Here is a 13079-nt window from a genome sequence, read left to right as displayed (position 1 = left end):
GGATGGCGTGATTCCGATTCGACCGGTGCCGAAGCCGTATGCATGGGGATCCTATGACCGTCTGCAGTCGTTGGTGCCGTCCATGCGTGATATGCGTGGGCCGTTGGCTGAATTATGGTATGGGGGACACCCGCAGTCACCATCCATGGTGGTGCTTGGCGATGATGAGATGACGTTGGATGCCGCGATTCGCCGTGATCCTGAGCATATGCTTGGCACGGTGGTCTCCCGTCGATGGGGGCCGGCGCTGCCGTATCTGCTCAAGATGATCGCCGTTCGCACGCCGTTGTCATTGCAGGTGCATCCGTTGGATTTTGAGGCCCGTGCAGGATTCCATCGGGAGAACGCCGCCGGAGTGCCGTTGGATGCCGACGTCCGATCGTTCCGCGATGATCGGGGCAAATCGGAGATGGTGGTGGCGCTGGATGATTTTCGCGCCTCCATTGGGTTCGCTCCTGTTACCTTGCAGCTGGCGGCCTTTCGGCTGATCGACCATGATCTTGCCAGGCTGATGGTCCGGCTGCTGGAGGGGGATGCCGTTGCGATGTCCTCTGCGGCGGATGATTGCATGCCTCCAGCCGCGGCATCGTGGGGGCATTCGGAACGAAACATATTCCGTGCATTCTGGTTGGCGGTGACGGCCGGTCAGGGCGTGCGCGGTTGTGGCGCGTGGAAGTCGACGGATTGGTTGCCTCTGCTGATCGCCGCCCGGGATCGGGCGTCGCGTATGGGAGCCGCGGGTAGCGGGGAGACGTCATTCATGATCGACGGCGTCCGTTCGGCTCTTGGCAATGCCGTCGATGCCGCTCGGACGTTTCCGGGCGATTCCGCCGTGTTGGCGCTTGTGATGATGAATGCCGTGCATCTGGCTCCCGGGGCGGGGGCGTTTATTCCCACCGGCGTTCCCCATGCCTATATTCGGGGGACGGCGGTGGAGATCATGACGAATTCCGATAATGTGCTGAGGGCCGGTCTGACGGTGAAGCACCGGGATGTGCCGAATCTGCTGCGTAACCTCCGCCCCTCGCCGGAGCCGGTGAGGCGTCCGGAGTCCTTTGCCGTGGCTGATGGCGTGCTGTATCGTCCGGGGCTTGATGAGTTCTCGCTCAAATATGGTGTGGTGAATGCGTTGGATCCGTATGCGGCGGCTGTTGGTGTTTCCGATGGTCATCCGTGGTATGAGACCTCGGCGATTGTGCCTCCGCCCGAGTGCGTGGATCGTCCTCGTGTGCTGGTCTGCCTGTCCGGCGAATTGCGTTCCCGTGTCGGGCATGTGACGGATACGGGTGCGGGCGTGAACCGGGGTGGTCTGCGAACCGTGACGATGCGGCAGGGCGATGCCGTGTTCATTCCCGCCTCAGACGGTCCGGTGTCGATCGACGGCGGGAATGAAACGACCGGTGGGACCTATCTTCTGGCCTCCACCGGTCTGTGATTGCTAACGGATTATTCGAGTCGACGCTGATTCATATTGCTGATCTATATATATGGACACCATATGAACCGACGTCGGTTCGACCCGTGTGAATCTCCTACTACAGGTGTTCCACCACGTAGTCGATGCAGTAGGTGAGTGCTTCCACGTCGCTGGGCTTTACGGACGGGAACACGCCGATGCGCAGCTGGTTTCGTCCCAGCTTGCGGTATCCCGAGGTGTCCACGATGCCGTTGTCGCGCAGCGCCGCAACCACTGCGGCCGCCTTGATCGAATCGTCCAGATCGATGGTCACCACAACGTTGGAGCGCAGTGACGGGTCGGAGACGAACGGTGTGGCGTAGTCGGACTTTTCGGCCCAGGTGTAGAGGATGTCGGCCGACTTGGCGCAGCGCTCCTGCGCCCAGGTCAGGCCGCCGTGCTCGTTGAGCCAGCGAACCTGCTCGTCCATGAGCACCAGCGTGCTGATGGCGGGGGTGTTGAGCGTCTGATCCTTGCGGGAGTTGGCGAGCGCTTGGGTGAGCGACAGGAACGGCGGGACCCAGCGGCGTGCGCCTTCGAGTTCGGCGCTCTTCTCCACATCCTCGGCGCGCTTGATGGCGTCGGGGGAGAGGATGGCGAACCACAGGCCGCCGTCGGATCCGAACACCTTCTGCGGGGAGAAGTAGTAGGCGTCGGTCTGGCTGATGTCGATGGGCAGACCGCCGGCACCGCTGGTGGCGTCGATGAGCGTGAGGGCTCCCTGCTCCACGCTGCCGGGGACCCTGTGGACGGGGGCCATCACGCCGGTGGAGGTTTCGTTCTGCGCCCAGCAGTAGGCATCCACGTCATCGGTGTACTGGGGGATGGCGCACGAGCCGTATTCGGCCTTGTAGATGACGGGTTCCTCAAGGAAGGGGGCCTTGGAGGCGCTGGTGGCGAACTTGCCGCTGAACGATCCATAGGTGCCGAATGCGGCCCTGCGCGAGATCAGTGAGGCGCAGGCGACCTCCCAGAAGGCGCTGGCGCCGCCGTTGCCCAGTGCGATCTGCCATCCTTCGGGGATGGAGAAGTAGTCGGCCAGTCCTTCTCGAATGGAGGCGACCACATGCTTGACGGGTGCCTGGCGATGCGAGGTGCCGAGCAGGTTGTATCCGGCCTCGGTAAGTGCCTTGACCTGCTTATGACGGATTTTGCTGGGCCCGCAGCCGAATCGACCGTCTTCGGGCAGCATGGACATAGGAATTTTCACGGGTTCGATCATGTGGTCCAGCGTACCCAGACCGCCATATTTTCTCATAATGTGAGATTGTGGACATTATGATTCTTTTTGTGCGTTTCTGTCGATATATCGAAAATCATCCGGAAGACTGATGGTTTGACAAGAAATATTGGGGTTGATGTTGCACGGTCAAACCGGGGGAGTTTCAGCGCTTCGGATGATTTGACAATATGGTGAAGATTGCTTTTATCAGAGAGTTATTGATCTGTCAAGTCCGTCAAACGTTTCGCCTTTCCGATCGGTAGGTTCGATTTGTATCCGTCATGCGGACCGGTTACTATCCAAGTTTGGACAAAGACATCCAAGGAGTGATTAGCAATGAGACATGCGGCTCATAAGGCCAATGCCCAGAGCACCGGTTCGGCACGCGTATACAAGCCTGCCCGTCCGGGACGCGCGGCGCATACTTCGGCCGTAGTGTATGCGAAGTCTCCTCTTGCGGTGGTGCCTGAGGTCGCCAAGATGCTCAACGAAGGGGCTCCGACCACTCGTAGGGCCATTCGTCAGGCGGCTCGTCAGAAGGCCCACAAGAAGCAGTTTCTGAGCGCATCGGCATTTGCGCTGCTTGCGGCAACCGCCAGCAGTGTCGCCTACGCGTCCACGGCCTCCTCCGCCGGTCTGCCGTCCGCATCCGACGCGGTCTCGTCTCTGGTGACTGATGCCACCACTTCGACGCCCGCAACCGATGAATCCTCGTCTTCCACCACGACGACGTTGCGTGACACCAACGTCGACGTGTCCTCTGCCACGGTCTCCCGTTCCGAGGCCCGTGTGAGCGCCGACGAATCCGCCGCCTGGAGCCTATCGTCCGCATCCGATGCGCTCGACACCTCGCAGATGTCGAAGTCGTTGGCCGACAACCCCGAGGTCGCCAAGCTGATGGACCGTGATGCGGCCGATCTGCCTGCCGATTTCAATCCGAACCACGCCACCGGAGACACCGGCAACGCCTATTCGTTCTCCCAGTGCACTTGGTGGGCGTATCTGCGTCGCCAGCAGCTCGGTCTGCCCGTTGGATCCTACTTCGGCAACGGTGCGGAATGGGCCGATTCCGCGCGTGCTCTCGGCTATTGGGTCGATAACACCCCGCGCGTCGGCGATGTCATGGTGTTCCAGCGTGGCCAGGAGGGTGCCAGCCCCGTCTACGGTCATGTGGCCATCGTCGAGTCGATCAACCCTGACGGTTCGGTCGTCACCTCCGAAAGCGGCGCTTCGCTCAACGGCCAGACCATGTCCCGCACGTTCTCCAACGTGCATGATTTCCAGTACATCCACTACTGATCCGTACTGGTTGTACCGAGTATTTTGCGTTACCGTCGCGAGTATGCGACGTGTGGGCGTGACCGATGATGTGCGTGGTCGCGTCCGGTGTTCCTCGCTGTTAACGTTCTGAGTGTTTTCGGCGCATAGTGTTAGGGTAGTGAGGTAATGATGAAAGCACGTAAATCTATTTCTATTCTTGCCGCGACGCTTGCCGTCGTGTCCATGTCCGCATTCGTCGCTCCGGCGGCCAGTGCCGCCGATACCGGTGTCGTCACGTCGTCGCGTTCCTTCAAGGGACAGCAGTCCCGTAGCGCCGCCCTGCTGAAGGAGTCCACCGCCACCAGCGTGGATTCCGATTCCACTTACGGCGGCATCGAGTCGCTGGATGTTCCGCAGACCAAGTCCCAGGCCGAGAAGGATGCCGAGGCAGCCGCTGCTGCTGCGGCCGCTCAGGCCCAGGCGCAGGCGGAAGCCGAGGCTGCGGCCCGTCAGCAGGCCGCACAGCAGGCCCAGTCCGCCAGCCGTTCCAATGCACGTAGCTCCCAGACCGGAACCACGGCGGGAACGTCGTCCAATTCCTCATCATCCAGCTCCGCGGCTGCCGTCACCCCGGTGAACGGCACCAGCGCCTCCGCCGTGATCGGCTTCGCCATGCAGTTCGTCGGCAACGCCACCTATGGCGGATGCAACGTGGCCGCACGTCAGTGGGACTGCTCCTGCTTCGTGCAGTACGTCTACTCTCAGGTCGGCGTCAGCCTTCCCCGCACCTCCGGCGCCCAGGCCACGGTCGGTACCGCAGTGCCCAGCCTTGATCAGGCCCAGCCCGGTGACATCATCGCCAACAGCGTTCACGCCGGCATCTACATCGGTGATGGCAAGGTGGTCAACTCCCTGAACAGCCGAGTCGGCACGGCCGTCACTCCGGTGAACGTCGCCTTTACCGGCGGCTACTCCATCCGTCGAGTGCTCTGATCCGACCAGTGCCGTCGCCTCCGACAGTCCGATGATTTGCGTGCGGCGCCCCCATCCGGGGGCGCTTTTTTATCTCCGATCATTCCAATGCCTTGATATCAACACCTTGATATACTCGTGTGGTGATGATGAACTCACAAATCCACGTCAGGCTCTTCTCTATCCTTACATCCGCTCTTGCGGTGGTCTCCATGTCCGCGTTCCTTGCTCCCACGGCCAGTGCCGCGGGCGATCATGTCGTGACATCATCCCGTTCGTTCAAGGGACAGCAGTCCCGATACGCATCCCTGCTCAAGGAAGCGGCCGCAACATCCGTCGACAGCGACTCCAGCTGGGGCGGTGTGGAAAACCTCGAAGTCCCCAAGACCGAATCCCAGGCCGAGAAGGACGCCAAAGCCCGTGCCGAGGCCGAAGTGCAGGCGCAGCAGGCCCGTGAACAGGCAGCAGCCGCAGCCAGCCGTGCCTCCACCGGCCGCACCTCATCGTCCGCACAGTCCGAATCCGCAACGGCCACCGACTCGTCGTCATCCGCTGCTGTCGCTCCCTCCGCCGTAACCGCGCCCACCAGCGCCTCCGGTGCCGCAGTGGTCTCCTATGCCCTGCAGTTCCAAGGCGTGCCCTACGTCTACGGCGGCACCACGCCGTCCGGTTGGGACTGCTCCGGCTTCACCTCGTACGTATACCGTCAGTTCGGTCTGGAGATCGGTCGTACCGATGCCGATCAGCGCGCCTACGCCGTGGCGCACGGCGTCAAGGTCACCAATCCCGAACCCGGCGATCTGATGTGGAAATCCGGCCACGTGGGCATCTACATCGGTGGGGGACAGATGGTCCATGCATCCACGCCGAGCACCGGCACCATCGTCAGTTCCGCGTCCTACGCCAACTTCGAGTACTACCGCATCATCTGATTCATCTGATCATCATCGACGTCATCTGACTCCCATATGGGAACGATGACGACACGCATTCATCTGTTCATCATCAGTTGCCCGCATCGGAGAACGATGCGGGCAACGTCGTATTCGGTTGGAAAACCGCCGTTTCCGACTCCTCCAATATCCACACGTCAGACGTATCACATGTTCGCTGACGGCACCTCCCGCGTTTCGTGATTTCAGACGCTATCCTTGCAAGTAGGAGCCATGCACAGACGCATGGTCCTTTCCCAGCACACAAGGGGAGGTACATCATGACTGTCAACGAAAAGGCCATTCTTGTTGGTGTGGACGGTTCGGATGCCAGCTACAAGGCCACCTGGTGGGCGGCGAACTACGCCAAGCACGCCGGCCTGACACTACAGATCGTCTGCGCATATTCACTGCCGAGCTATGCCGCGGTCTCTTTCGACGCCACCTATACCGCCATGGGCGACGACAATGTGGCGCATACCGATGCCCAGGAGATCCTGTCCAAGGCCAAGGCGATCGCCGACGAGCAGGGTGTTGAGGCCGCCACGCTTATCGTCACTGGCGATCCGAGCTCGGTGTTCGTGGAGCTTTCCCGCAACTACAATCTCATCGTCATCGGCAACCGCGGCAAGGGCGGATTGGCCGAACGTCTGCTGGGCACCACCAGTTCCAGCCTGCCCGCCTACGCATACTGCCCGATCGTGGTCGTGCCCTACACCGACGACGACGGCAACCTCATGCACCTGAACAACACCATCACGTCGGTGGTCGTGGGCTCCGACGAATCCAAGTGGGGTCTCAAGGCGCTCGACATCGCCGCCGAATTCGCCCACCAGTGGGGTGCCAAGCTCACGGTGATGAGTGCCGTACCGAGCTTCGGCGGCATGGGAATGTTCGCATCCGGCGGTGCGACCGGTGCCGAGGCGAACAGCATCATGGAGTCGTATCTGGAGGATCTGGACGTGCGCATCGCCCCCATTCAGGAGCGCTTCCCGGATCTGGTCATCGCCAAGTCCGTGGTGCCGGGGTCGGCCGTCACCGCGCTCACCGAGGCCAGCCACAACACCGATGTGGTGGTCGTCGGATCCCGTGGACGTGGAGGCTTCACCGGTCTGATCCTTGGCTCCACCAGCCAGGGTCTGCTGCAGCACTCCGTCAGCCCCGTCTATGTGGTGCCGCGCAAGTACGTGGAGGCCGCCGAGTCCCGTCTCGACACGGTACCGGCATCCCCGGCCGATGTCACGCCCAAGTCGCTTGACGACATCAGCGGCGTGCAGGAGGTCTCCGTGCCCACCGCCGACGCCGAGGCCGCACACGCCATCGAGGCCACCATCGACCCGGAGCACAAGGACTGATCGGCTTCGCCTGACGTCCGCTGTAGCCCGCGGCATGCCGTGCATATGAGAAGATCCCTCCGACGATAACCATTCGTCGGAGGGATCTTCAGGTTGTGAGGACGGTGTCAAACCAGCCCCTGCATGCCGTTCGTCAGGAACGAACCGTGATGTCCATGCGGCAGGGGGTGTCCTGCTCGTAGGTGTGCTTCACGGTGCAGCCCTTCTCCACGTGGCGGCGGATGCGCTCCTTGAGCTTCTCCACGTCCTCGGGGCTCAGGCCGGCGTCCACGGCGTCCACGGTGAGCTGCTCGGTGAAGTTGATGTAGGCGTCGTGATACTGGTCGTACGTGCCGTCCACAACCACCTTGGCACCCTTGCCCTCACCGCAGGCGCTCTCCACGGCGAACTGGCTGCTCAGCGCGGCACAGCCGGCCAACGCCACCTTCATCAGATCGCCAGGCGTGAACTGTCCCTTGTCCTTGCCGAACTTGATATGCGCTCCATCATCGGAGAAGGCGTCCCAGGAACCGTCCTTGTTCCGCTCCACCCAAATACGCTTGCCCATGATTCCTCCTTGATATCGAAGAATTCGTTATGTCCCGGCATGACCGGCGGGTATGCCGGCATTCCACCCTCCAATGTAATCCACGGTTGTGTTCCATGCGTTCATATACTCTCCCAGTGGATTCGCATTGTGGAGGATCACACGTTTCCGTTTCCCGAGTGTCATCCGAGTGCCCTCTGAGCGATGTCATCGGGTTCTCCGGTCGCTAGACTGGTGCCCATGGCTTTGACTCAAGAACAACTCGATGACATTCGCGCACGCATCCCCGCGCGGCCGGAAACGGACATCCCCATGCCGTACGAGGATCTGGTGCGCACCATTCTCACCGAAGGCACACTGAAATCCGACCGCACCGGCACCGGCACCATCTCCCTGTTCGGCCGGCAGATGCGCTTCGATCTACGGGAATCGTTCCCGCTGCTCACCACCAAGACCGTGTATTTCAAAGGCATCGCATACGAACTGCTGTGGTTCCTCAAGGGATCGAACAACATACGCTGGCTGCAGGAGCACAATGTGCATATCTGGGATGAGTGGGCCGATGCCGATGGCAATCTTGGCCCGATCTATGGCGTGCAGTGGCGCAGCTGGCCGGCACCGACCCCCGATGATCCCAACCGCACCATCGACCAGATCGCCAACGTCATGGATCTGATCAGGAACCATCCCGATTCCCGCCGCATGATCGTCTCCGCATGGAATCCGGCCGAAGTGGAGAACATGGCCCTGCCGCCGTGCCACGCACTGTTCCAGTTCTACGTGGCCGATGGTCGACTGTCCTGCCAGCTGTACCAGCGCAGCTGCGACATGTTCCTGGGTGTGCCGTTCAACATCGCCTCGTACTCGCTGCTCACGCTCATGATGGCCCAGCAGGCCGGGCTCGAGCCGGGCGAGTTCGTATGGACGGGCGGCGACTGCCATGTGTACGACAACCACATCGAGCAGGTGCTCACTCAGCTGGAACGCGAACCGTACCCCTATCCGACGATCCGCATCCGCAAGGCCGCGTCGATTTTCGACTACGATTACGATGATTTCGAGATCGTGGACTATCGTCATCACCCGGCTATCAAGGCACCGGTGGCCGTCTGACTCAACGATTCCGGCGATGGTTCGCAGGGCGTGACGCTGATCGGCGTCGAATGACGTTGTTGCACGCCCCCGTCTGGCCGGATCGTTAGGATGAAAACACTGCGTACGAAGGAGTTTTTCTATGGAGCATGACAGTAGCCGAAGCGGCTATCACGAACCCAAGCCCGGTTCTGCCGGGCTTTACGATGAGGATTGGGAGAACGAGGACCTGCATGACGATGGTCTGCGTCCGATCCGCGTCAATCTGATCTGGGCACAGTCCCGTAGCACGGACGGTCGCGAGGGCGCGATCGGATTCGAGGGGACCATGCCATGGCATCTTGCCGAGGATATGAAGCATTTCAAGGATCTGACGATCTCGCATCCGGTGATCATGGGCCGACGCACATGGGAGTCGCTGGGGGAGCGGTATCGTCCGCTGCCGAACCGCGACAACATCGTCATCTCCCACGACGATCGGTATCGCGCGCCGGGAGCCACCGTGGTCGACTCGATCGACGACGCCTTGGATCTGGCTCGTCAGGAGGCCATTCCGGACGATGGCATCGAGCGCAACGAACTGTGGGTGATCGGCGGAGCACAGATCTTCCGCGAGGCGCTGCCGTTCGCCGACAAGGTGTTCATCACCGAGATCGATGCCGAATTCCCCGCCGATACATTCGCCCCGCCGCTGAATGAGCTGGTGGAGGCCGGTCTGTGGCAGGTGTCCGGTGAGACCGGATGGATGAAGCCATCCAAGGACACCGACACCGGCATCGCCGGATATCGTTTTGTGGAATATGAAAGGAAGTCATGACCGATACCCGTTCCGCCAATCAGCACGATGACCGTTACACGGTGATGACCGTTTGCACCGGCAACATCTGCCGTTCCCCCATGGCCGAGATCATTCTGCGGCATGTCGTGGAGGAGCGCGGGCTCGGCGATCGCGTGCGCGTGATGTCCAGCGGCGTAAGCAGCGAGGAGCACGGCAATCCGATCGATCCGCGCGCCCAGAAGGTGCTACGTGAACGTGGTTACGCGGTTGATCCGCATCACTTCGCTCATCGCATCACCCGTGACGAGATCGAGCAGACCGATCTGTTCCTGCCCATGACCGCGTCACATATGCGGGCTCTGCTGCGGCAACTGCCTGCGGGCAAGCGGGCGGAAGTGCACATGTACCGCAGCTTTGATCCGAACCTGCCGCAGCCCAAACCCGGTCAGGAGGACCGGATCGATCTGGTGGATCCCTGGTATGGTGGTCCGCGCGAGTTCGATGTGGCCATCGACCAGATCGAGGAAGTAGCCCCCTACATCGTCGACTGGATCGAAACCCAGCTCTGACAGCGGCTTGGCGGTCAGAGCGACCGCCAAGCCGTGGCGGCCCCTGATATACGGGCTAAAAAAGACGATATCGGCAATTCATAGCAGGATACGGACGTTTCCGCGTGTCAGAACGTCCGTACCCTACTACGAATCGTCGGAAATGCCTTTTTCAGCCCGTAATCGTATATACGTTCGTCGTGTTCGTCGTGCGAACCCCGGATACGAAAAATCCCCGACCGGGTGTACCGGGCGGGGATCTGAGTGGTGGCTCCGAGCGGCATCGATCCGCTGACCTAACGATTTTCAGTCGTTCGCTCTACCAACTGAGCTACAGAGCCATGAATAGTGAAAAACCCGGCCGAAACCGGGCTTCTCCATTCGCGACTCCGACCGGACTTGAACCGGCGACCTCCGCCGTGACAGGGCGGCGCTCTAACCAACTGAGCTACGGAGCCACAAGTAGTGAACTACTCATGAAATCCAACCTTGCGGTTGATTTCGTACCCCCGGAGAGAGTCGAACTCTCGTTGTCAGATTGAAAGTCTGATGTCCTAACCGTTAGACGACGGGGGCGGACAACTCGATTGATATTACGGGAGTCGTCCCATATGTGCAACTCTCGGCGTGTCGCGATCAGATGATGTGTTCAAAACGCTGTATTTGCAATGATTTGAGCACATCACCGGGGTCTCGTGACAATCCACGGCCGTCACTATCCGGCGACGGCCGCGAATAACCGTTGACAACGGCTGACGACCTACCGGGCGCGATACGTGAAGTCGTGGATCACGCGTCCGGCGTCGATGCCCTTCTTTTCGAAGTTGGTGAGTACTCGGCCGTCGAACCGTTCCGATTCGGTGAAGTCGGCGTGGGGCAGGGATGCGGCGGTGTCGGCGGTTCCCTTGCTGACGTGTTCGGTGGGCAGGCTGACGATACGTGTTCCGATGTTGTCGAAGTCGTCGCGGCCGTCCATCACCTCATGCACATGCAGGGCATAATCCTCGATGTCGGTGGCGATACGCCACAGTCCATCGGTCTTCAACGCGCGATGCACCTCGGCCGCGAGCGGGGCCTGTACGATACGGCGCTTGTGATGTCTGGTCTTGGGCCAGGGGTCGGGGAAGAACGTCCAGACCTCGTTAAGCAGTCCGGTTTCGCAGACCGCCATCAGATCGGGGGCATTGACCTCGGCCACACGCAGATTGGTCAGTTCGTATTTTCCTGCCTTGAGCAGTGCGTGCGCCACGCCGGGGCGATACACCTCCAGCGCCAGAAAGTTCACGTCAGGGTTGTTCTGCGCGGCGGCGACGATGTTCTCGCCCTGCCCGGTTCCGATCTCCACGATCATCGGGTGGCTGTTGCCCCATGTGCGCTCCACGAATGCGTGATCGAAACGGAAGTCGGGGGAGACCGACAGCTCTCGTCCTCCCACCTGCGGCAGATCGAGCAGGTAGGTGTCGGCATAGTTGTCCCATGCCTTCTGCAGGCGCTTGTCGAGTCGTGAGGAGCGTCGTACGAACGACATGAGTTCGCGGTGTTCGTACGGACGGTCGGCGGCGGGTGCGGTGCCGGATGCGCTCGGTGCCGGCATGCTGGGGGAATCGTTCATTGAAAAACTCCGATTGCTGGTCGTGAATGCGATATATGACATCCACCCTAGCGAATCGTGGCGAATGCGACGGACCTCGATAACGGGAAAGGGGCCGACGGCCGCCACGGTTGGACGGCTGCCGGCCCCTTTCCGGAGTTGGCTGGATGTGATTACCGAGCCACTCGATCAGTCGGCCTGCTTCCAGTTCTCGACGTCGATGTGGTGCTCGGGGTTGGCCTGCCAGGCCTCCCATGCGGAGCGGACGATGTCCTCCACGTTGTACTTGGCGTGCCAGCCCATCTCCTCGTTGATGCGCTTGGGGGAGCCGATCAGGTGCGGCGGATCGCCGGCACGGCGGCCCATCACGGTCTCCTTGAACGGCAGACCGGTGACCTTCTTGAGTTCGTCGACGATCTGGCGCACGGACGTGCCCTCACCGGTGCCCACGTTAAAGGCGTCGTACTTGCGCTCGTCGCGATCGAGGTAGCTCAGGGCGGCGATGTGCGCGTCGGCCAGATCGCTCACGTGGATGTAGTCGCGCACGCAGGTGCCGTCCGGGGTGGGGTAGTCGTCGCCGAAGATCGCCGGGGCCTTGCCCTTCTTCAGACGGTCGAGCAGCATCGGGATCAGGTTCAGAATGGCCGGATCCTCAAGCTCGACCGGGCCACAGCCGGCCACGTTGAAGTAGCGCAGTGCGCAGAAGCGGATGCCAAACGGCTCCTCGCAGGCGCGGGCCATCCACTCGCCGAACAGCTTGGTCTGGCCGTACGGGTTGATCGGCAGCATCGGCACCACGTCCTCGGGCACCACGTCCACCGGCGGAACGCCGTAGGTGGCGGCGGAGGAGGAGAAGACGAGCTTCTTGGCCTTCTTGGACTTGGTCATGCCGGTGAGCACGTTGAGCATGCCGTTGATGTTCTGCTGGTAGTACCACAGCGGCTTCTCGACGGACTCGCCAACCTGCTTGCGGGCGGCGAAGTGGATCACGGCGTCAACGTCCTCGGCGTCGAGAATCTCGGCCAGGCGCTCGCCGGCACCGGGGGCGGCGATATCCATGCCGTACAGGCGGGATCCCTCGATGCGGGTGGGCTTGCCGTAGCTCAAATCGTCAACGACGACGACCTTGTCGCCGGCCTGATGAAGGGCGTGGACCACGTGTGCGCCGATGTAGCCGCAGCCTCCTGTGACCAGAACTGTCATGGTGTACCTTCCTGACATTGCGGGCGGGGTGATCGTGTGAATGACGGACGATTGTCGTTGGTCACGACACGAAATGTTCACTTTTGCTCGCTTTTGTTATCTTTTCTAACATCTTCAGTATAGCCCACCGATGGGCAATTATGC

At 61.2% G+C, this 13079-nt stretch carries 12 protein-coding genes and 3 tRNA genes; 8 read left to right on the top strand and 7 right to left on the bottom strand.

The annotated features are described in order from the left end of the window. Positions 1-7: 7 nt before the first annotated feature. On the top strand, positions 8-1435 hold the full coding sequence (locus tag EP30_RS05845; RefSeq protein ID WP_181160812.1) for a type I phosphomannose isomerase catalytic subunit: 1428 nt from the start codon (positions 8-10) through the stop codon (positions 1433-1435). 100 nt (positions 1436-1535) lie between these two features. Here the strand turns inward: EP30_RS05845 and serC are convergent, their stop codons facing one another. Beyond that, positions 1536-2678: a phosphoserine transaminase gene (gene serC / locus EP30_RS05840; protein WP_140557008.1), complete on the bottom strand. Its 1143-nt coding sequence runs from the start codon at positions 2676-2678 to the stop codon at positions 1536-1538. A 336-nt stretch (positions 2679-3014) separates the two neighbouring features. Between serC and EP30_RS05835 the strand changes: the two genes are divergently transcribed. The 4 genes from EP30_RS05835 (at position 3015) to EP30_RS05820 (ending at position 7197) form a co-directional block, all read left to right on the top strand. Then, positions 3015-3977, top strand: coding sequence for a CHAP domain-containing protein (locus EP30_RS05835; protein WP_140556930.1), 963 nt, complete (start codon positions 3015-3017; stop codon positions 3975-3977). A 147-nt stretch (positions 3978-4124) separates the two neighbouring features. After that, positions 4125-4931, top strand: a complete 807-nt coding sequence (locus EP30_RS05830; RefSeq protein WP_308810405.1) for an NlpC/P60 family protein — start codon at positions 4125-4127, stop codon at positions 4929-4931. A gap of 191 nt (positions 4932-5122) precedes the next feature. Continuing rightward, entirely contained in the window at positions 5123-5842 is a 720-nt protein-coding gene (locus EP30_RS05825; protein WP_258185388.1) for a C40 family peptidase, read from the top strand. Positions 5843-6123: 281 nt separating this feature from the next. Further along, complete coding sequence (locus tag EP30_RS05820) at positions 6124-7197, top strand: universal stress protein (RefSeq protein ID WP_094665457.1); 1074 nt, start codon at positions 6124-6126, stop codon at positions 7195-7197. A 133-nt stretch (positions 7198-7330) separates the two neighbouring features. On the opposite strand, the gene EP30_RS05815 is transcribed toward EP30_RS05820, so the two are convergent. Continuing rightward, a complete protein-coding gene (locus tag EP30_RS05815; protein WP_094665459.1) occupies positions 7331-7744 on the bottom strand; it encodes an OsmC family protein in 414 nt (137 codons plus the stop codon). Between the two features lie 219 nt (positions 7745-7963). On the opposite strand from EP30_RS05815, the gene EP30_RS05810 reads away from it, so the two are divergent. The 3 genes from EP30_RS05810 (at position 7964) to EP30_RS05800 (ending at position 10162) form a co-directional block, all read left to right on the top strand. Beyond that, positions 7964-8836 (top strand): thymidylate synthase, encoded by an 873-nt coding sequence (locus EP30_RS05810; RefSeq protein WP_094665461.1) that lies wholly within the window; start codon positions 7964-7966, stop codon positions 8834-8836. A 121-nt stretch (positions 8837-8957) separates the two neighbouring features. Continuing rightward, positions 8958-9632 (top strand): dihydrofolate reductase, encoded by a 675-nt coding sequence (locus EP30_RS05805; RefSeq protein ID WP_094665463.1) that lies wholly within the window; start codon positions 8958-8960, stop codon positions 9630-9632. Then, positions 9629-10162: a low molecular weight protein-tyrosine-phosphatase gene (locus EP30_RS05800; protein ID WP_094665465.1), complete on the top strand. Its 534-nt coding sequence runs from the start codon at positions 9629-9631 to the stop codon at positions 10160-10162. The genes EP30_RS05805 and EP30_RS05800 overlap by 4 nt, the downstream gene beginning before the upstream one ends. 244 nt (positions 10163-10406) lie before the next feature. On the opposite strand, the gene EP30_RS05795 is transcribed toward EP30_RS05800, so the two are convergent. The 5 genes from EP30_RS05795 to galE form a co-directional block, all read right to left on the bottom strand. Next, positions 10407-10482 (bottom strand) — tRNA-Phe (locus EP30_RS05795). Positions 10483-10525: 43 nt separating this feature from the next. Continuing rightward, positions 10526-10599, bottom strand: a tRNA-Asp gene (locus EP30_RS05790). A 46-nt stretch (positions 10600-10645) separates the two neighbouring features. Further along, positions 10646-10717 (bottom strand) — tRNA-Glu (locus EP30_RS05785). A gap of 184 nt (positions 10718-10901) precedes the next feature. Further along, the gene (trmB, locus tag EP30_RS05780) at positions 10902-11735 is read right to left on the bottom strand and encodes a tRNA (guanosine(46)-N7)-methyltransferase TrmB (RefSeq protein WP_375137740.1); all 834 of its coding nucleotides are present in this window, start codon (positions 11733-11735) and stop codon (positions 10902-10904) included. Between the two features lie 186 nt (positions 11736-11921). Then, a complete protein-coding gene (galE, locus tag EP30_RS05775) occupies positions 11922-12935 on the bottom strand; it encodes a UDP-glucose 4-epimerase GalE (RefSeq protein WP_140556925.1) in 1014 nt (337 codons plus the stop codon). Between the last annotated feature and the right edge of the window lie 144 nt (positions 12936-13079).

The sequence above is a fragment of the Bifidobacterium sp. UTCIF-39 genome, assembly GCF_006408715.1.
GTDB classification, from domain to species: Bacteria; Actinomycetota; Actinomycetes; order Actinomycetales; family Bifidobacteriaceae; genus Galliscardovia; species Galliscardovia tissieri.
Note: the sequence above shows the minus strand (reverse complement) of the source record. Positions and strands in the feature narration are given on the sequence as shown.